The sequence below is a fragment of the Dactylosporangium sp. NBC_01737 genome (assembly GCF_035963215.1).
GTDB lineage: Bacteria > Actinomycetota > Actinomycetes > Mycobacteriales > Micromonosporaceae > Dactylosporangium.
In genome coordinates this window covers 3,885,895-3,904,089 of record NZ_CP109153.1, presented here as the reverse complement: position 1 = coordinate 3,904,089, position 18,195 = coordinate 3,885,895, and the positions used below count along the sequence as shown (strand labels likewise).

Annotated in this window: 16 protein-coding genes; 15 read left to right on the top strand and 1 reads right to left on the bottom strand. The window is 70.7% G+C overall.

Annotated elements, in window-relative coordinates:
- The first annotated feature begins 114 nt into the window (after positions 1-114).
- Genes OHA72_RS17660 through OHA72_RS17650 form a run of 3 tightly spaced genes read left to right on the top strand, consistent with a single transcriptional unit; the run spans position 115 to position 2,878 of the window.
- Positions 115-708, top strand: coding sequence for a TetR/AcrR family transcriptional regulator (locus OHA72_RS17660; RefSeq protein ID WP_327008911.1), 594 nt, complete (start codon positions 115-117; stop codon positions 706-708).
- 44 nt (positions 709-752) lie between these two features.
- Positions 753-1,601 carry an NAD-dependent epimerase/dehydratase family protein gene (locus OHA72_RS17655; protein WP_327008910.1) on the top strand — a complete coding sequence of 283 codons (849 nt, stop codon included), beginning with the start codon at positions 753-755 and terminating at the stop codon, positions 1,599-1,601.
- A gap of 44 nt (positions 1,602-1,645) precedes the next feature.
- Complete coding sequence (locus OHA72_RS17650) at positions 1,646-2,878, top strand: IS4 family transposase (protein ID WP_327007007.1); 1,233 nt, start codon at positions 1,646-1,648, stop codon at positions 2,876-2,878.
- Between the two features lie 203 nt (positions 2,879-3,081).
- Here OHA72_RS17650 and OHA72_RS17645 read toward each other — a convergent pair whose 3' ends face one another.
- Positions 3,082-4,254, bottom strand: a complete 1,173-nt coding sequence (locus tag OHA72_RS17645; protein WP_327008909.1) for a M48 family metalloprotease — start codon at positions 4,252-4,254, stop codon at positions 3,082-3,084.
- Positions 4,255-4,443: 189 nt separating this feature from the next.
- Between OHA72_RS17645 and OHA72_RS17640 the strand changes: the two genes are divergently transcribed.
- The 12 genes from OHA72_RS17640 (at position 4,444) to OHA72_RS17585 (ending at position 18,194) form a co-directional block, all read left to right on the top strand.
- A complete protein-coding gene (locus OHA72_RS17640) occupies positions 4,444-6,114 on the top strand; it encodes a GspE/PulE family protein (protein WP_327008908.1) in 1,671 nt (556 codons plus the stop codon).
- 46 nt (positions 6,115-6,160) lie between these two features.
- Positions 6,161-7,246: a type IV pilus twitching motility protein PilT gene (locus OHA72_RS17635; RefSeq protein ID WP_327011585.1), complete on the top strand. Its 1,086-nt coding sequence runs from the start codon at positions 6,161-6,163 to the stop codon at positions 7,244-7,246.
- Between the two features lie 6 nt (positions 7,247-7,252).
- Positions 7,253-8,485 (top strand): type II secretion system F family protein, encoded by a 1,233-nt coding sequence (locus OHA72_RS17630; RefSeq protein ID WP_327008907.1) that lies wholly within the window; start codon positions 7,253-7,255, stop codon positions 8,483-8,485.
- A gap of 84 nt (positions 8,486-8,569) precedes the next feature.
- On the top strand, positions 8,570-9,049 hold the full coding sequence (locus OHA72_RS17625) for a prepilin-type N-terminal cleavage/methylation domain-containing protein (protein WP_327008906.1): 480 nt from the start codon (positions 8,570-8,572) through the stop codon (positions 9,047-9,049).
- Between the two features lie 106 nt (positions 9,050-9,155).
- On the top strand, positions 9,156-9,932 hold the full coding sequence (locus OHA72_RS17620) for a prepilin peptidase (RefSeq protein WP_327008905.1): 777 nt from the start codon (positions 9,156-9,158) through the stop codon (positions 9,930-9,932).
- 20 nt (positions 9,933-9,952) lie between these two features.
- Positions 9,953-10,978: a type IV pilus assembly protein PilM gene (gene pilM, locus OHA72_RS17615; RefSeq protein WP_327008904.1), complete on the top strand. Its 1,026-nt coding sequence runs from the start codon at positions 9,953-9,955 to the stop codon at positions 10,976-10,978.
- Between the two features lie 1,172 nt (positions 10,979-12,150).
- Positions 12,151-12,948, top strand: coding sequence for a PilN domain-containing protein (locus OHA72_RS17610; protein WP_327008903.1), 798 nt, complete (start codon positions 12,151-12,153; stop codon positions 12,946-12,948).
- Positions 12,948-13,496, top strand: a complete 549-nt coding sequence (pilO, locus tag OHA72_RS17605; protein ID WP_327008902.1) for a type 4a pilus biogenesis protein PilO — start codon at positions 12,948-12,950, stop codon at positions 13,494-13,496. The genes OHA72_RS17610 and pilO overlap by 1 nt, the downstream gene beginning before the upstream one ends.
- 8 nt (positions 13,497-13,504) lie before the next feature.
- Positions 13,505-15,205, top strand: coding sequence for a putative Ig domain-containing protein (locus OHA72_RS17600; RefSeq protein ID WP_327008901.1), 1,701 nt, complete (start codon positions 13,505-13,507; stop codon positions 15,203-15,205).
- Entirely contained in the window at positions 15,202-15,810 is a 609-nt protein-coding gene (locus OHA72_RS17595; RefSeq protein WP_327008900.1) for a hypothetical protein, read from the top strand. Before OHA72_RS17600 ends, OHA72_RS17595 begins: the two co-directional genes overlap by 4 nt.
- Positions 15,807-17,339, top strand: coding sequence for a hypothetical protein (locus OHA72_RS17590; protein WP_327008899.1), 1,533 nt, complete (start codon positions 15,807-15,809; stop codon positions 17,337-17,339). Before OHA72_RS17595 ends, OHA72_RS17590 begins: the two co-directional genes overlap by 4 nt.
- Before the next feature lie 105 nt (positions 17,340-17,444).
- Positions 17,445-18,194: a phosphatase PAP2 family protein gene (locus OHA72_RS17585; protein WP_327008898.1), complete on the top strand. Its 750-nt coding sequence runs from the start codon at positions 17,445-17,447 to the stop codon at positions 18,192-18,194.
- The last annotated feature ends 1 nt before the right edge of the window (position 18,195 follow it).

The window sequence follows — 18,195 nt, the reverse complement described above, 5'->3', positions numbered from 1 at the left end:
CATGGCTTCCATGCCGCACCCCTTAGTGAATCTGTATTCGGTGAATTATGATTCAGTTTTACGGCTGCTACCGTCGGGCGTCAAGAGTCACGGCGTGACAAGGTTGTGAGAGCGATGGCGACGCGCAAGGAGAAGGCGGCCCAGACCTCCGCCGCCCTCAAGGACGCGGCCCGCCATCTGTTCGCCACCCGTGGCTACCTCAACACCAAGATCAGCGACATCACGGCCGAGGCGGGCCGCGCGGTGGGCTCGTTCTACGACCACTTCGCGAGCAAGGAGGAGCTGCTGCAGGCGCTCCTGGCGGACATGCAGGACACCGCCGACGCCGCGCTGCCCGACCACGACCCGGACCACGACCTGTCCGACGAGGCGCAGCTGCGGTTCCACGTCGCCGCGGCCTGGCACACGTTCCGCACCCACCTGCCGGTGATGGTCGCCCTCTTCCAGTCCTCGATGCTGGAGTCCCCGTTCAGCGGCCTGGCCCGCACCCGGCTCGCCGAGGACACCGGCATGCTCAGGCAGCACCTGGAGTTCCTGGAGGCACGCGGCCACCGGCTGCCCGGCCGCCCCGCGGTCGTCGCCGACGCGATGGGGGCGATGCTGGCCATGTTCGCCTACGCCCACCTGACCGCGCCCGAGCCCCGCCTCCCCGACGACGAGGCCATCGACACCCTGACCGCGCTGCTCCTGCGCGGCCTGCGGGGGTGACCCCGCGTCCGGGTCACCCCGCGCGGCCAAGTAGAAACATAGGCATGGCAAGGATCGTCGTCACCGGAGCGCACGGAAAGACCGGACGGGCGGTCGTCACCGACCTGCTCGCCCACGGCCACCATGTCGTCGCGACCGACGCCGTGGGCAGGGCCGGGCACCTCAGCGAGCTCGGCACGCCCATGATCGTCGCCGACCTGACCGACCACGGGCAGGCGGTCGAGGTCCTGACCGACGCCGACGCCGTCGTGCACCTCGCCAACATCCCGGCGCCGGGCATGTATCCGCCCGCCGTCACGTTCAACCGCAACTCGACGATGAACTTCAACGTGTTCCACGCCGCGCAGCAGGCCGGGGTCGGCCGGGTCGTGTGGTCCTCCAGCGAGACGACCCTGGGCCTGCCGTTCGACACTCCCCCGCGCTACGCGCCGGTCGACGAGGAGCACTACCCGTTCCCGACGACGACCTACGCGCTGTCCAAGGTCGTCGGCGAGACCCTCGCCCGGGAGATCTCCGCGTGGAGCGGCATCCCGTTCGTCGGGCTGCGCCTGTCCAACGTGCACACCCCCGAGGAGTACGCCGCGGTCCCCGGGTACTGGTCCGACCCGCACCTGCGCAAGTGGAACCTGTGGGGCTACGTCGACGTGCGCGACGTCGCCGCCGCGTGCCGCCTCGCGCTGGACGCCCCGGTCACGGGCGCCAGCTCCTACGTGATCGCCGCAGCGGACACGATCATGGACCGGCCGTCCGCCGAGCTGATGCGCGAGGTCTTCCCCGGCGTGCCGCTGACCCGCGAGCTGAACGGCTTCGAGACCCTGCTGGGCATCGACCGGGCCCGCGAGGTCCTCGGCTACGACCCGCAGCACTCCTGGCGCACCGAACTGCGGGGCTAGCCCCAATACCGCTGACTTAAGCGTGTTGGCTGCTACAGTGCGGTGTGCCGCGTGCTGGACAGGTGAAACCGCCGCTGGGTGAGCGGTTGTCGGATCGGATTGCGATCGGGTTGTTGACCTCGACGTTTCCGCCGGAGTTGGTGGATCGGGTGGTCGCTGAGGCGGGTCGTACGCAGCAGCGCAGCCGGTTGTTGCCGGCGCGGGCGGTGGTCTACTACGTCCTGGCGATGTGCCTGTTCTTCGGTCAGGGCTACGAGGAGGTGGCCCGGTTGCTGACCGAGGGCCTCGGTTGGGCGCGTGGCTGGCGGGGTTCGTGGCAGGTGCCGACCACGGCGGCGATCACCCGGGCCCGGGTCCGGTTAGGCCCGGAGCCGATCAAGGCGTTGTTCGCCTCGGTCTGCCGGCCGGTGGCCACCCCGGCGACGGTCGGTGCGTTCTACCGGGAGTGGCGCCTGGTCGCGGTGGACGGCACCACCTTCGATCTGCCCGACACGGTGTCCAATGTGGACTTCTTCGGCCGGCCGGGTTCGGGCCGCGGCAACGGCAGAAGCGCCTACCCGCAGGCTCGGGTCGCGGCGATCGCCGAATGTGGCACCCACGCCATCTTCGCTGCAACGACCGGGCCATTATCCACTCATGAGACCGTCCTGGCGCAGCAGCTATTCGGTGCGCTGGGCCCGGGCATGCTCCTGCTGGCCGACCGTGGATTCCTCGGCTTCGATCTGTGGCGGGAAGCCGCCGCGACCGGCGCGGACCTGCTCTGGCGGGTCAAGTCCGTTGCCGTGCTGCCCGTGATCGAGCAACTGCACGACGGTTCGTACCTGTCGCACATCTTCGCCGCCCGCGACAAGAACCGCCACGCCGACCCGATCACCGTGCGGGTGGTGGAATACACCATGCCCGGCCAGGCCACCGTCTACCGGCTGATCACCACGATCCTGGACCCGGACGCCGCTCCGGCACTCGACCTGGCCGCGTTGTACGCCCAACGCTGGGAGATCGAAACGTCCCTCGATGAACTGAAAACCCATCAAGGCCAGCCAGACATGGTCCTGCGCTCGCAGACCCCGACCGGGGTCGAACAGGAAATCTACGGCTTCCTCCTCGTGCACTACGCCGTGCGCACCCTGATGCATCACGCCGCAGCCGGCGCCGACATCGACCCCGACCGGGTGTCATTCACCCGCACCCTGCGCCTCGTACGCCGCCAGGTCACCGCCCAAGCGGCGTTTTCCCCCCTCACGACTGACCCGGGCACTGCGCCGAGGCGTCCGTGAAATCCTGCGGCACCTGACCACCCGCCGCGCCCGCAGCAACCCGCGAGTGATCAAACGCAAGATGTCGAACTGGAAACTCAAACGAGCACAACACCGCGACCCAGCACGTCCCGATCACAGCATCACCATCGTGGAAGCCACCAAACCCAACCCCACCAAGCGAAAACCACGGGCAACGACCGCCTAAGTCAGCGGTATTGGGGCTAGCCCCGACTACTGGCCTCCAGCAGGGCAAGGAGGTCCGGCAGGGCCGTCGGGGCGGCGGCCAGCTCATGCAGGTTGCACTCGACCGCCGTCTCCGAGACCAGGACGCCGGGGGTGGCCGGGTGGACCCGGCGCCAGCCGCGTGAGGTCAGCGCCGCCTCCATCACCACGACCACCGACGGGGTGGCGTCCAGGTCCTCGGGTTCGGTGGGCGGTTCGGGCTGGGCCGGCCAGTTCGCCGCGACCAGCTCGTCCAGGCGGGTCAGCAGCACCTGCACGACCTCGGCCGGGCCGATCGGCTCGCGGCCCAGGAGGGTGGCGACCTGGTCGTGCACGGCGCGGGCCTGCCGCACGACCCAGCCGGGCCAGGCGGTGGCCGGCACCGCGGCGAACGTGGTCCACTCCGCGGGTGAGCGGCGCAGGACGTGCCGGGCAAGGGCGCGCTCGTCGGCGGCCGGGAGCGGGTCGACGGGCACCAGGTCCACGGCCCGCAGCGTGAGGTGCGCGTCGGTCAGCGGCGCGATGGCACCGGCGAGGTTGGGATGCCGGCTCATCAGCGCGGTACGGGTGTCGTCGTCGACGGACGCGATGACGGCGCCGGCGCGGACCGCGGACCGCCAGCCGTCATGGACGTCCTGGATGGCGGCGGAGGCGTGCTGCCAGACCTGCTCCTCCAGGTCGAAGGCCAGGTCGGCGAACTCGAACTCGGCCAGGTCGGCCTTGACCACGGCGCGGGCCGCGGTGTGCAGCCCGGAGGCGCTGCTGGCGGCCTGGTCGGCCTTGCGCTCCAGGGCGGTGGCGAACTCGCGGGTGGCGCGCAGCACCGCCGCGGTGCGTGGTGGCAGCTCGACGCGGGACGGGTCGGAGGCCTCCTCGTACAGGTCACGCAGCCGCGCGACGAGGTGGGCGCGGCGGTGGTCGACGACGGCGAGCTCGTGCGCGACCAGGGCGCGGATCTCGTCGACGGTCAGGCAGTACAGCAGCGGCAGCCCGACGAACAGCAGGCGCCGCCGGCGGCTGGCCCAGGAGCGGATCACCCCGTGGCCGGTCAGCAGCACCGCGTCCGGTGCGGCCACGCCGACCCGCGCGGCGACCTCGGTGACCAGGGTGAGCAGCTGTCCGGTCGCGGTGACTCCCTCCGGTGGGGCCTCCGCGGGACGTCCGTAGCGCATCAGGACCCATCTGGCGCGCCACACACTGATTTTGCCGGGCAACGGATCTTCGACGACGGCAACCGACACAGCGAAGCATCCTCACGATGTCGCCGGGGCGCGTCAACGAGCGCCATCCATCCGGCGGGGGTGATTCTCGAAAGTCACCCGGCCCGGTGCCGATGATGCCGTTGAGGACTCGGGGGTGAGATGTACCAGACGTTCAGTCCGTTGCTGGACGCGCTGAAGGAACGTGGGGCCGATCCGCAGGCGGTCGACCGGGCGGCGGAGGAGGCGGAGCGCACCGGCCGCTCGATCCGCGCCGTGCTCATCAACGACCACATCGTCACCGAGGATCAGCTCACCGAGGCCTCGGCGGACGCGTACGGGATCCAGACCCTCGACCTGGTCGGCTACCCGATCGACCCGGCGGCGATCACCAAGATCCCGATGGCGCTGGTACTGAAGCACCGGGTGCTCGGCATCGCCCTCAACGAGCACGAGATCACCGTCGGCATCACCGACCCGGGTGACGTCCTGGCGCTGGATGACGTCCGCGCCGCGACCGGGCTCACGGTGCGGCCGGTGGTGGTGGCGCGCTCCGAATTGCGCAAGATCATCGACCGGTTGAAGCGGGAGGAGAACGACCTCGGCGAGGTCGCGGAGAGCCTGCGGGCGGAGGCGGCGCCGAGCGTCTCGAACCTGACGACGATCAACGAGGACGCGCCGATCGTCCGGTACGTCAACTCGCTCATCGAACAGGCGATCGTCAACCGCGCGTCGGACCTGCACCTGGAGCCGGGCGAGCACAGCATGCGGGTGCGGTACCGCATCGACGGCGTCCTGCACGAGGTCGACACGGTGCCCAAGCACGTGCAGTCGGCGCTGATCTCCCGGCTGAAGATCATGTCGAACGTGGACATCACGGAGCGGCGCATCCCGCAGAACGGCCGCATCACCGTCGAGATCAACGGGCGGGCCGTCGACCTGCGCACGGCGACGCTGCCGACGGTGTGGGGCGAGAAGATCGTGCTGCGGGTCCTGGACACCAGCGGCATGGACCTGAAGCTGTCCAAGCTCGGCTTCAGCAAGGCCAACGCGGAGCGGTTCGCGGCCTCCTACAGCAAGCCGCACGGCATGCTGCTGGTGACCGGCCCGACCGGCTCGGGCAAGTCGACGACGCTGTACGCCACCCTCGCCGAGATCAGCAAGCCGACGGTCAACATCATCACCGTCGAGGACCCCGTGGAGTACCGGCTGCCGGGCGTCAACCAGGTGCAGGTGGACCACAAGGCGGGCCTGACGTTCGCGGCGGTGCTGCCGGCGATCCTGCGCTCCGACCCCGACGTGGTGCTCATCGGTGAGGTCCGGGACCGCACGACCGCGCAGCTGGCGGTCGAGGCGGCACTCACCGGCCACCTGGTGCTGTCGACCCTGCACACCAACGACGCGCCCAGCGCCGTCACCCGGCTCGTCGAGATGGGCATCGAGCCGTTCCTCGTCGGCTCGTCGGTGGACTGCGTCCTGGCCCAGCGTCTCGCGCGCCGGCTGTGCGACTGGTGCCGCACCGAGTACGAGCCGGGCGAGGCGGAGCTGGTCGGGGCGCGCTGGCCGTACGACGTCCTCGGGCCGCCGGAGAAGCTGTGGCGCCCCGTCGGCTGCCGGTCGTGCGCCAACACCGGCTACCGGGGGCGCATCGCCCTGCACGAGGTCATGCCGGTCTCCGCCGAGATCGAGAAGCTGGCGATCGACCGGGCCTCCGCGCACGAGATCCAGGCGGTCGCCCGCACCGAGGGCCTCGTCGACCTGCGCCTGGACGGCCTGGCGAAGGCCGCCGAGGGGCAGACCTCGATCCCTGAAGTGGTCCGGGTAGCCGTGTAACCCTCAGCACAGGGGTGCGCCTGCCGATGGGCCGCGTGTGGAGACCATGGTGACCAGCGACGAGCGCGCCTCGCTCGACGCGATGCTGGTGTCGCTCGTCCGCGTCGGCGGCTCCGACCTGCACCTGACCGTCGGGGCCCCGCCGACGGTGCGGATCAACGGCGGCCTGCGGTACCTGCCGGGCTACGACGACCTCACCCCCGACGACACGGAGATGCTGGTCCGCGCCGCCGTGCTCAACGAGAGCCAGTGGAAGCACTTCGAGCAGGTCCAGGAGCTCGACTTCGCCTACGCCATCGAGGGCGTGTCGCGCTTCCGGGTCAACCTGTACGCGCAGCGCGGCTCGTTCGGCGCGGCGTTCCGGGCGATCCCGCACAACATCAAACCCCTCGACCAGCTCGGCGTGCCGGAGCAGGTGGCCCGCTTCGCGCACCTGCACCGCGGCCTGGTCCTCGTCACCGGGCCGACCGGCTCGGGCAAGACGACGACCCTCGCGGCGATCCTCGACCTGGCCAACCGGACGCGCTCCTCGCACATCGTGACGATCGAGGACCCGATCGAGTTCCTGCACGAGCACAAGCGGTGCCTGGTGAACCAGCGCGAGGTCGGCGCGGACACGACGTCGTTCTCGATGGCGCTGAAGCACGCGCTGCGCCAGGACCCCGACATCATCCTCGTCGGCGAGCTGCGCGACCTGGAGACCACCTCGACGGCGCTGACCGCCGCGGAGACCGGCCACCTGGTCCTTGCCACCCTGCACACGCAGAGCGCGGCGCAGACCGTCGACCGGGTCATCGACATCTTCCCGCCGCACCAGCAGCAGCAGGTCCGGGCGCAGATGTCCAACGCGCTGCAGGGCGTCGTCACGCAGGCCCTCGCGCCGCGCGCCGACGGGCAGGGTCGCACGATCGTCACGGAGATCATGTTCGCCACGCCGGCGATCCGGAACCTGATCCGTGAGGGCAAGAACCACCAGATCCCGTCGTTCATGCAGTCCAGCGGCAACGAGGGGATGCTCTCGTTCGACCAGCACCTGGCCGAGCGGGTCCGCCAGCAGCTCGTCACCTACGAGACGGCGCTGGAGCTGTGTCACTCGGCGGAGGAGTTCCGCCGTCTCGCCGGCCGGATGTGAGCCGTCATGACAGCGACGAAGACGTACGACTACCAGTCGATCGACAATGCCGGGAAACGCGGCAAGGGCAGGATCGAGGCCTCCAACGAGCTGGCCGCCGCGCAGCTGCTGCGCCAGCAGGGCCTGACCCCGCTCGCCATCACCAGCGCCGATTCGCTGATGCAGCGCGACATCCGCGTCCCCGGCCTCGGCGACCGGACCACCCTGAAGGACCTGTCGGTGTTCGCCCGGCAGTTCGCCACGATGACGCAGTCCGGCATGTCGCTGCTGCGGTCCCTGGCGGTGCTGGAGGAGCAGGCGCAGAAGGCGGGCCTGAAGAAGGCGGTCAGCGAGGTCCGGCTCGACATCGAGGGCGGCACGTCGCTGTCCGGCGCGCTCGGCAAGCACCCGAAGATCTTCCCGACCCTGATGGTGGCGATGATCCGGGCCGGCGAGACCGGCGGCTTCCTCGACAGCGCCCTGGAGCGCATCGCCACGAACTTCGAGAAGGACGCGCACCTGCGCGGGAAGATCAAGAGCGCGCTCACGTACCCCGTGATCGTGCTGATCTTCACCGTCGTGATGATCAGCGCGGTGCTCATCTTCATCGTGCCGATCTTCGAGAAGATGTTCAAGCAGCTCGGCGGCGAGCTGCCGCTGCCCACGAAGATCATCGTCAACGCCAGTCACACCCTGTACTGGCTGGGACCGCTCGTCATAGCGGTGATCGTCGTGACCACGGTGACGCTGAAGAAGGCGGCGGCGGCGAATCCCGACGTACGCCTGTGGCTGGACCGGGTGAAGCTCAAGCTGCCGGTCTTCGGGCCGCTGTTCACGAAGATCGCGCTGAGCCGGTTCTCCCGCAACCTCGGCACCCTGCTCGGCGTCGGCGTGCCGGTGCTGCAGGCCCTCGACGTCGTCGGCGCCACGACGGGCAACGCCGTGATCACCGCCGCCATGACCGATCTGCAGAACGCCGTGCGCGAGGGCCAGCCGATGTCCTCGCAGCTCGGCGCGCACAAGATCTTCCCATCGATGGTCGTGCAAATGGTCGAAGTCGGCGAAGAGAGCGGCCAAATCAGTCAGATGCTGGAAAAGGTTGCCGATTTCTACGACCGAGAGGTGGACAGCGCGGCTGAGGCACTCACCGCGTCCATCGAACCGATCATGGTGCTCGTCATGGGTGGCGTGGTCGGCGGGATGATCATCTGCCTCTACCTGCCGATGTTCTCGATCTACCAGAACATCCAGAGCAACTGAAGAAGAACGTCGGTGCACATGACTGGCGCAAGGCAGCGGAGCCTCGCCACCACCACACCCCATGCAGGAGCAGGAGGCTCACCCATGAAGGAAACGCTGCGCAGGATGCAGAAGAAGCGTGCCGCCGGAGACGGCGGATTCACGCTCGTCGAACTCCTCGTTGTCGTCGTCATCATCGGCGTACTCGTCGCGATCGCCGTTCCCATGTATCTGAACTACCGTAAGGGCGCGGCGAACAAGTCCGCCGAGTCCGACGTGCGTGCCGCGGTCAGCGCCGCCGAGCAGTTCTACACGGAGAACGGCAACAAGTACCCGGCCGACGTCAAGTCCGTGAACGCGGGCGACAAGCTCACGTTCAAGTTCGCGACCGGCACGTCCATCGAGCAGGTCGCCACCGTCTCCCCGAACAACCGGCTGTCGTTCACGAACCTCGGCGACGGCGCCTACCGGATCTGCGGCGTGAACGAGGACGGCGAGACCGTCTACGTCTACAGCAGCCTCGAGGGCGGTTCGGTGAAGAAGGCCGCGTCCGCCGACCTGGACACCTGCGCCACCAACGGCTGAGCCGGCCCGACCGGCGATGTGGCGGCCCGCGGCGACGCGGGCCGCCACACCCGACTCGACTCCCTGACACCAGCGGGACCTGACACCGGCAGAAAGGAGCACGCAGATGCTGTTCGCGCTCGTCGGCGTGCTCGGCCTGGCGATCGGGTCGTTCCTCAACGTCGTCATCCACCGCGTCCCCCGCGGTGCGTCGCTCCTGCGGCCGGCCTCGCACTGTCCACAGTGCACGGTGCCGATCCGGCCGTGGCACAACGTCCCCGTCCTCGGCTGGCTGCTGCTGCGCGGCCGCTGCGCCGGCTGCGCCGCCCCGATCAGCGTCCGCTACCCGCTGGTGGAGGCCGGCACGGCGGCGCTGTTCGTCGCCGTCGCCGCCCGGTTCGGCTGGTCGGCGACGCTGCCCGCATGGCTGTACTTCGCGGCGATCGCGGTCGCTCTGGCCCTCATCGACCTCGATGTGCTGCGCCTGCCGAACGCGATCGTCCTGCCGTCCTACCTCGTCGTGCCGGCACTGTTCCTGCCCGCCGTGGTGCTGGAGCGGGACTGGGCCGCGGGCCTGCGCGGGCTGGTCGGGATGGCCGTGCTGTTCACGTTCTACCTGCTGCTGTCCGTGGTGTACCCGGGCGGCATGGGCTTCGGCGACGTCAAGCTCGCCGGCGTCCTGGGGCTCTACCTCGGCTGGCTCGGCTGGGCGCCCCTCGCCGTCGGGACCCTCGCGGCGTTCCTGCTCGGCGGGATCGCCGGGGTCGCGCTGATGGCCGGCGGCCGGGCCGGGCGCAGGACCGCGCTGCCGTTCGGCCCGTCGATGCTCGCCGGGGCGCTGATCGCGCTGTTCGCCGCGGCGCCGATCACCGACTGGTACACCTCCATCCTCCTGCCCGCCTGACGGTTTATCTAAGGAGCACGATGGCTGCCGTCAACCTGATCGGACTGGACATCGGCACGATGTCCATCCGCGCGGCGGAGACCAGCAACAGCAAGGACGGGCCGGTCATCAGCAACTTCGGCCACATCCTGCTGCCGCCCGGCGTCGTGCTCAACGGCGCCGTGCAGGACGAGCCGGCCGTCACCGGCGCGCTCAAGCAGCTGTGGTCGACGTTCAAATTCCGCAGCCGCAAGGTCGCGCTCGGCGTCACCCACCAGCAGATCGTCGTGCGCGAGACCACGGTGGCCAACCTGCCGGCGAAGGAGATGCGCAAGGCACTGCCCTTCCAGGTCCGCGACGCGCTGCCCCTCGCCCCGGAGAAGTCGCTCATCGACTTCTACCCCTTGGAGGAGCCCGGCGACGCCGACACGGTCCGGGGGCTGCTCATCGCCGCGCCCAAGGAGCCGGTCCTCGCCGCGATCAGGGCCATCGAGGCGGCGAAGCTGCACGTGGCCCGGGTCGACCTGGCCACCTTCGCGCTGCTGCGCGCCGCGTCCCGGCTCGACGAGAACGTCGAGGCACTGGTCGACATCGGCGCCCACGCGACCAGCGTCATCGTGCACCACGACGGCGAGCCCCTCATCGTGCGGACCATCCCCCGCGGCGGCAACGAGATCACCAAGACCATCGCCGATCGGCTCGACGTGCCGGTCGATCAGGCCGAGGAGCTCAAGTGCCGCATCGGCCTGCGCACCGACACCGACGGGCAGACCGCCTCGGCGCTCAAGGACGCGGTCCGGCCGCTCATCAACGAGATCGGCAGCTCGTTCGCGTACCTCACCGCCGGCGGCCGGCAGGCCCGGGTGAGCCGGCTCGCCCTGTCCGGCGGCGGGTCGATGCTGCCCGGCCTGCTCGAAGCGCTGCACGCCCAGCTGCACGTGGAGGTGATCGCGGTCGACCCCGTCATGCGGGTGCGCGGCCTGCGGCGGGTCCGCCACGGCAGCCTCGAGCAGATCCGCGCCTCGGCGGCGGTGTCGGTCGGGCTGACCCTGGGAGCGGCGTCGTGACCGGCCCGGGCGGCGGTCCGTGGTGGGACGAGGAGCCGGAGCGCAAGCTCACCGGCATCGTCCTGCCGTCCTGGGGCGACGACGACCCCGACGACCTCGACCGCGACGCCGCGCCTCGCGGTGACCTCACCGCCGCGGACGGCGGTGGCTCCGGCGGGCACCCGGGCGGCGCGGCGCCGGGTCGGGCCCTCGACCCGCTCAACGACCCGCTCAACGACCCGCTGACGGGACCGCTGCCCGGCGGCTGGCGGCAGGAACACCGCTCGCCGCGGAGCAGCGCCTCGTGCCGGTCGTGCCGTCAGGCCCGCCGCCGATGTGGCCGCCGGTGGACCCGCCACCCACGGACGAGCCGCGGGCCCGCATCGACCTGCCCCGCTCGCGGAGCCCCTCGCAGGCGGGGACGCCCTCGTCTCGCAGACGGCCCAGCCGGCCCAGGCGGCGCAGGCGGCGCAGGCGGCGCAGACAGCCCAGGCGGCACCGGCGGCGGAGCCGGCCGCGCCACGGCGGGAGTTCCCCGGTACATCGCCGGCGAGCTCGTCCTGCCCGGCGCCACCGGGCCGCGGGCCACCGCGGCCGAGACCAGGACGCCACCGGCACAGCCCTGGGCCCCGCCCCCGGCGCAGGCACCCACCGCCTCGACCTGGACCCCGCAGCCGGCGTCGTATCCGTCGGCCGACCGGTACGGCGCGCCGCCGTCCCGCGGGCGGACCCGCCGCTGCCGGACGGGCCGGAGACGCCCGCCGGTCCCCGCCGCCGCTGCCCGGCGTCCAGTTCACCGCCCCCGCCAGGCCCGCCGCGCCGAGGCCGGCCGGCCAGCCCACGTCCGCGACCCGCACCATGCCGCCGGCGACCATGCCGCCGGCCGCCGGGCCTTCCGCCGCTGCGTCCCTGGATGCCGCGCCGCAACCGGCGGCACAGCAACCGGGTGGGGCGCGGGCGGCGCACCCGCCCGCCGTACCCGGCCGCGCCGCCGCCCGGCGTGCCGGAGGCCAGCGTGCCGCCGCCGCCGCGACCGGCGCCACCGTCCATCCCGCCCGCCGGGCACACGATGCAGCCCGCGACCATGCCGCCGGGCATGCCGCCGGGCATGCAGTCCTCCGCCGTGCCGGCGGCCGCGCACCCGGGCGGCCGCCGCGACCGGCGCCGGCGCGCCGCCGGAGGCCGCGACCGCCGTGCAGCCCGCCGTCCCCGCCGTGGTGCACGCCGCGCAGCAGAGCGTGCCGAGCGCGCCGCACGAGGCCACGGGACAGGACGGGCAGGCGCCGGCCGTACCGGCGAGAAAGGGACGCGAAGGTGCGCCGCATCCCGCGTTCCCGGACGCGACCGCGCGCACGATGCGCATCCTGCCGATCGCCGCGGACCTGCTGCCGCTGGAGATCACCGAACTGCGGCGGCTGCGCACGGTGCGGCGCCTGGTGATCGCGGGCGTGGCGGCGTTCATGGCGCTGCTGCTCGGCTGGTACGTCGTCGCCGACGGCAAGACCGACCAGGCGCAGCGCGAGCTCAACGCCGTGCAGGACAGCCGGCGCGACCTGAACCGCAAGAAGGCGACCTACACGGAGCTGGAGCAGATCCGCCAGCAGCGCAAGGACATCACCGCCCAGCTGGTGATCCTGATGGAGCGGGACCTGCCCTGGTCGGCCCTGCTCACCTCGCTGCAGAAGGCGGCGCCGAAAGGGGTCGGGGTGAAGAGCGTGACCGGCGCGCTGGAGACCGGGGACGGCACCGACGCCGCCGCCGACGTGATCGGCATGGTCACGCTGACCGGGACCGCCCCGTCGAAGAAGGACGTCGCGACCTACGTCGACACCCTCGGCGGGGTCGCCGGGCTCGCCAACCCGTTCCCGACCGACGTGACCGAGAGCGACGACGGACTGGACTTCACCATCCGCGTCGACGTCACCAAGGCATCGCTCGGCGGGCGGTTCGCGTCACCGAGCGCGACCCCGAGCGCGCCGGGAGGCAAGTGATGCGACCCGAACGGCTCTGGCTCCTCGGCGGCGCGCTCACCGCGATCGTCCTGCTGGCGTTCAGCTACTACTTCGTCATCGCGCCGCGGTATCAGGAGGCCGAGGACCTCAAGGCCCTGGCCGACGACACCACCGTCGAGGTGGCGAAGCTGCGCAGCCAGATCGCGGACCTGGACACCCAGAACAAGCGCATCGAGGAGTACCGCACGCAGCTGACGGCGGAGCTCGCCGCGCTGCCGGAGACGGACTCGGTGGCGGCGCTGCTGCGCGAGGTGCAGACGGCGGGCGAGCTGAGCGGGATCACCGTCAGCGGGATCACCGTCGGCAGCGCGGCCGAGGTCGACGCCGGCGGGCCGCTGACGGTGCACGCGCTGCCGATCAGCCTGACGGCCGCCGGTCCGTCCGCGAAGCTCAACCCGTTCCTCGACCAGCTGCAGAAGACGCAGCCCCGGGCGCTGCTCATCAACAGCATGAACGTGGCCGCGACCACCGGCGACCGCACGACCATGACGCTCACCGTCCAGGCGTTCTACGCCACCGGGAAGTAGCCCGCGCCATGCCACGCACCCCAGCCTCCGACGCCGGGTTCAGCCTGGTCGAGACGCTCACGTCGATCGCGATCATCGGTGTGGTCATGACGGCGCTGACGACGTTCTTCGTCTCCACGACCACGACGCTGAACAAGGAACGCGGCCTGCAGACGGCGGTGCGGGTCGCCCACGACGGCGTCGACCTGGTCAAGTCGCTGCCGGGTTCGAGCATCGTGTCCGGCCGCGGCGCGAAGGACGTGGCCGAGCAGATCCGCCAGCTCAAGGACGGCGAGATCCCGGGCCTGGGCAACCTGGACGTGCAGGGCCTGCTGGACACGATGACACCGGCGTCGGACTCGAGACTGGGCACCCTGGGCGTCAACGCGTCGCCGGTGCTGCCGACCCTGGCGGACCCGGCGATCGTCAACAACACCACGTTCAAGCGGTACTACTTCGTCGGCTCGTGCAAGATGCCGCTCGGCGGGACCGTCTGCAGCCTGCTGTCGCCGCCCGGCACCCTGCTGAACTTCTACCGGGTCGTCGTCGCCGTCACCTGGCCCAACGACCGGGCCTGCGCCAGCACCGACGGCGTGTGCTCCTACGTGACCCAGACCATGGTCAGCGCGGCGGCGACGGACCCGGTCTTCAACCCGAGCGTCACGATCACGCCGCCGCTGCCGGACAACCCGGGCAACCAGGCCGGCGACGAGGTCGACGTACCGATGCCGAAGCCGCTGGTGCTGACCGCGACGACGGCGTACCCGCCGCTGACCTGGGAGGCGGAGAACCTGCCGCCGGGCGTGACGATCACGCCCGCCGGGGTCATCGACGGAACCCCGACGGTGGCCGGCATCTACGTGGTGCGGGTCATGGTCACCGACGCCGCCTCGAACAACGACGCGTCGTTCAACTGGACGGTGGCCGCGCTGCCGGTCGTGGCGCCCGTCGTGCAGACCTGGGACGCCGGCTCGGCCGTGTCCTACCAGGTGCCGCTGACCGGTGGGATCGGCCCGTACGTGTGGTCGGCGACCGGCCTGCCGAACGGCCTGACGATCAACGCGACGACCGGGCTCATCACCGGCACCACCACGGCGACCGGCGCGGCCGCGGCGGCGAACGTGACCGTGAAGGTGACCGACAAGAACGCGAAGACCCACTCGGTGACGTTCAAGTGGAACACCAGGGTCGCGGTGCAGTTCCCGAACGCCTCGACGCCGATCAGCCTGACCAGGGGCACCCTGTACAACGGCACGGTCAGCGCGTACGGCGGCTCCGGCACCTACACGTGGACGGCGAAGGACCTGCCGACCGGGCTGTCGGTGTCCAGCGCCGGGGTGGTCACCGGCACGGTGACCGCGTCGTCGCGGTACCTGGTGACCCTGACGGTGACCGACAGCCTCGGCGCGACCAACTCGACCCTCGTGCCGGTCAACATCACCACCCCCGCGGGGCAGCTGCAGGTGACGTCGCCGGCGATGACGCCCACCCCGGACCGCACCAACGTCAAGGGCACGGCGATCACCGCGCTCGCGATGGCCGCGTCCGGCGGCACCGCCCCGTACACGTGGGCGGCGACGAGCGCGCTGCCGCCCGGCCTGACGTTCAGCACCGCCAGCAACAAGATCGCCGGTACGCCGACGACGGCCGGCAGCTACCCGGTCACCATGACCGTCACCGACAAGGTCGGCGCCAAGGCGACCTTCATGTTCCTCTGGACGATCACATGAACCCGATCCAGCGCGCGCTGGCTCGGCTGCGCCGCGACGACGGCGTCACCCTCGCCGAGATGGCCGTGACGACCAGCATCATGTCCGCGGTCATGGCCATCTTCACCACCGGTGTCATCCAGCTCTTCCAGGCCGGCAACAACAACGAGCTGGTGGCGATGACCGAGTCGCAGCTCAATACGGCGTTCCTGCGGCTGGACCGCAACCTGCGCTACGCGGCCGGGATCGGCCCGGTCCATCCCGTCGGCGGCCCCGACCGTCTCGTGGAGTACGTCAACACCGACACCGCGAACGGCGAACCGGAGTGCGCGCAGCTGGAGCTGAACGCGGCCAGGCAGGTGCTGCGCCGGCAGGTGTGGCCGCAGACGACGAAACCGACCGGCAAGTGGGCCGTGCTCGCCAGCAACGTGAACGTCGCGAAGAGCTCGTTCGAGCTGCTGGCCCCCCTGTCGGACACCGGCTTCCAGCGACTCAAGATCACCCTCGTGGTGGCCAGCAACCCCGGCAGAGGACACGCGGAGTCCAAGACCGAGATCACGTTCACCGCGCTGAACAGCACCAGAGCCACGGACTCCAGCAAGGTCTGCCCGGAGGCGCGCACATGAGCATCCTCGAACGGCTCCGGCCGCTGCGCGACGACCGGGGTTCGCTGCCCCTCGCCATGATGCTGACCCTCGTCGGTACGTCGCTGTCCACGCTCATGGTGCCGGTGGTGATCGAGCAGGTGCGCGACACCGCGTCGGTGATCGAGCGGACCAGGGCGCTGCACGCCGCCCAGGCCGGCATCGACCTGGTGATCGGCGCGATCCGCGCGTCGGCGGGCAGCATCGCCAACCTCTGTTTCATGCCCGCCACCTCGCCGCTGCTCGGCACGATCGGCGGCGGGCTGCCCGGCAGGTACTCGGTCACCGTCGAATACCAGGACGCGGCGCACAAGCCGCTGTCCTGCGCGACGAAGGTCCTCGCCGCGGTGCCGTCCTATGCGGTGATCACGTCGAAGGGCACCGTCAAGGGCACCGACGGGCAGGCGATCGACGCGGGCGACTCCCAGACCCGGACGCTGAGCGCCACCTACGTCTTCCGGTTCACCAACGCGAACATCGAGGGCGGCCTGGTCCGCTTCTACGGCGGGGCGTACTGCCTGGACGCCGGGTCCGGCTCGCCGGGGGTCGGCACGATCGTCACGACCCAGCCGTGCAACCCCGGCAGCTCGCGGCAGACGTTCGCGTACACGAAGTACCTGACGCTGCAGCTGGTGTCGTCGCGGACCGCGGCGAACCCGCTGGGCATGTGCATCGACTCGCTGCCGGGCCCGGTCTCCGGCGCGCTGCTGCAGTTCCAGGTGTGCGGGACCTCGACCACCGTGCCGTACCACCAGCGCTGGAACCTCAACGACAGCTCCAACTTCCAGGCCACGTCGTCGACCGGTGGCCTCGGCTCCTTCTGCATGCACGCGAAGGCCGGCAGCACGAAGGGCGCGTTCATGGAGGTCATCGGGTGCGGCGGCGCCGCGGACAACACCCGCACCTTCGCACCGGAGGCCAGCGTCGGCGCCGGTGCCGCCGCCGCGCCCTACAACCTGGTCAACTTCAAGCAGTTCGGCCGGTGCGTCGACGTCACCAACTTCGACACGACGCTCGGCTACCTCATCGTGTGGCCGTGCAAGCAGGCGCCGAACCCGCTCAGCGTCGCGTGGAACCAGCGGTTCACGGTGCCGCTCGCCGTCAACGACACCGGCACGGTCAGTGGGCGCATCACCACGTACGACAACACCAAGACGAACAAGACCTACTGCCTGACGACGTTCAAGAAGGACACCAACCCGCACTTCGTCACGATGAAGGTGTGCCCGGCCCCCACCGACCCCAAGGAGAACCGGGACGCCGTCGAGTGGAAGGTGTCGTATCAGGAGGGCACCTACGGGACGAGCTACGTCATCAGGGACTACCAGGACCAGTGCCTGAGCCCCACGAACATGGACGACCCGGCGCTGCCCGCGGCCGACATCTTCAAGGGCAGCACCGTCGTCAGCAAACTCACGGCGGCCACGTGCGACGGCTCGAAGCTGCAGAAGTGGAACGCGCCGGCGAACATCGAAGATCCGACGCCCCTGAAGAACATCGGGGAGAAGTGACGACCCCGTAGGGGACCTCCTGAGCCACGGCGCCGCCGGAGATCAGGGTCGGGTCCGTGCATCGCCTGGATGGCGTACGACCTCGCGGTGACGAGGCTGGATGCCATGACCATCACCTGGGAGAAACCCGCTCTGCGACGGGTGGGCCTCGGCCGGCAGGTCGCGATCGTGACGGCGGCGGTGGCCGCGTACTTCGGGGTCCGCGGCGCCACGGAGGCCGCCACGGACCGTGCCCTGGCCAACGCCGCGACCGTCGTGGACTTCGAACGATCGGTCGGGCTCTTCCACGAGCCGTGGCTGCAGTCGACGTTCGCGGGCACGCCCGCCGTCGCGACGTTCTTCAACTGGATCTACATCTGGGGTCACTGGCCGGTCATCGTCGCGACGCTGATCTGGCTGGCCCGCACCAACCCGGAGATCTACTACCGCACCCGCAACGCGATGCTGGTCTCGGGCGGGATCGGCCTGGTCATCTTCACGCTCTTCCCCCTCGCGCCGCCGCGCCTGGCCGAGCTCGGCCTCGTCGACACCGTGACGCAGTCCTCCGACGCGTACCGGGTGCTGCAACCGACGATGTTCACCAACCAGTACGCCGCGATGCCGAGCCTGCACGTCGGCTGGGACCTGCTCATCGGCCTGGCGATCCTGGCCGCGGCGCGGGGGCCGCTGCTGCGCGCGTTCGGCGCGGCGATGCCCGTGCTGATGGCAACGGCCGTGGTGCTGACCGCGAACCACTACATCATCGACGCGATCGCCGGCGCGACACTCACCGCGACCTGCTGGTTCGTCCTGCGGGCCCGGGAGCGGCAGGCCCCTCGCGGCTATGCCGGATGGGACGGCCTGACCGTTCGATAGG

Coding starts and splice junctions, on each gene's coding strand:
- OHA72_RS17635 (WP_327011585.1), top strand. CDS start 6,161: ATGGTGACCAGCGACGAGCGCGCCTCGCTCGACGCGATGCTGGTGTCG.
- pilM (WP_327008904.1), top strand. CDS start 9,953: ATGGCTGCCGTCAACCTGATCGGACTGGACATCGGCACGATGTCCATC.
- OHA72_RS17595 (WP_327008900.1), top strand. CDS start 15,202: ATGAACCCGATCCAGCGCGCGCTGGCTCGGCTGCGCCGCGACGACGGC.
- OHA72_RS17590 (WP_327008899.1), top strand. CDS start 15,807: ATGAGCATCCTCGAACGGCTCCGGCCGCTGCGCGACGACCGGGGTTCG.
- OHA72_RS17645 (WP_327008909.1), bottom strand. CDS start 4,254: ATGCGCTACGGACGTCCCGCGGAGGCCCCACCGGAGGGAGTCACCGCG.
- OHA72_RS17630 (WP_327008907.1), top strand. CDS start 7,253: ATGACAGCGACGAAGACGTACGACTACCAGTCGATCGACAATGCCGGG.
- OHA72_RS17620 (WP_327008905.1), top strand. CDS start 9,156: ATGCTGTTCGCGCTCGTCGGCGTGCTCGGCCTGGCGATCGGGTCGTTC.
- OHA72_RS17600 (WP_327008901.1), top strand. CDS start 13,505: ATGCCACGCACCCCAGCCTCCGACGCCGGGTTCAGCCTGGTCGAGACG.
- OHA72_RS17625 (WP_327008906.1), top strand. CDS start 8,570: ATGAAGGAAACGCTGCGCAGGATGCAGAAGAAGCGTGCCGCCGGAGAC.
- OHA72_RS17585 (WP_327008898.1), top strand. CDS start 17,445: ATGACCATCACCTGGGAGAAACCCGCTCTGCGACGGGTGGGCCTCGGC.
- OHA72_RS17655 (WP_327008910.1), top strand. CDS start 753: ATGGCAAGGATCGTCGTCACCGGAGCGCACGGAAAGACCGGACGGGCG.
- OHA72_RS17660 (WP_327008911.1), top strand. CDS start 115: ATGGCGACGCGCAAGGAGAAGGCGGCCCAGACCTCCGCCGCCCTCAAG.
- pilO (WP_327008902.1), top strand. CDS start 12,948: ATGCGACCCGAACGGCTCTGGCTCCTCGGCGGCGCGCTCACCGCGATC.
- OHA72_RS17640 (WP_327008908.1), top strand. CDS start 4,444: ATGTACCAGACGTTCAGTCCGTTGCTGGACGCGCTGAAGGAACGTGGG.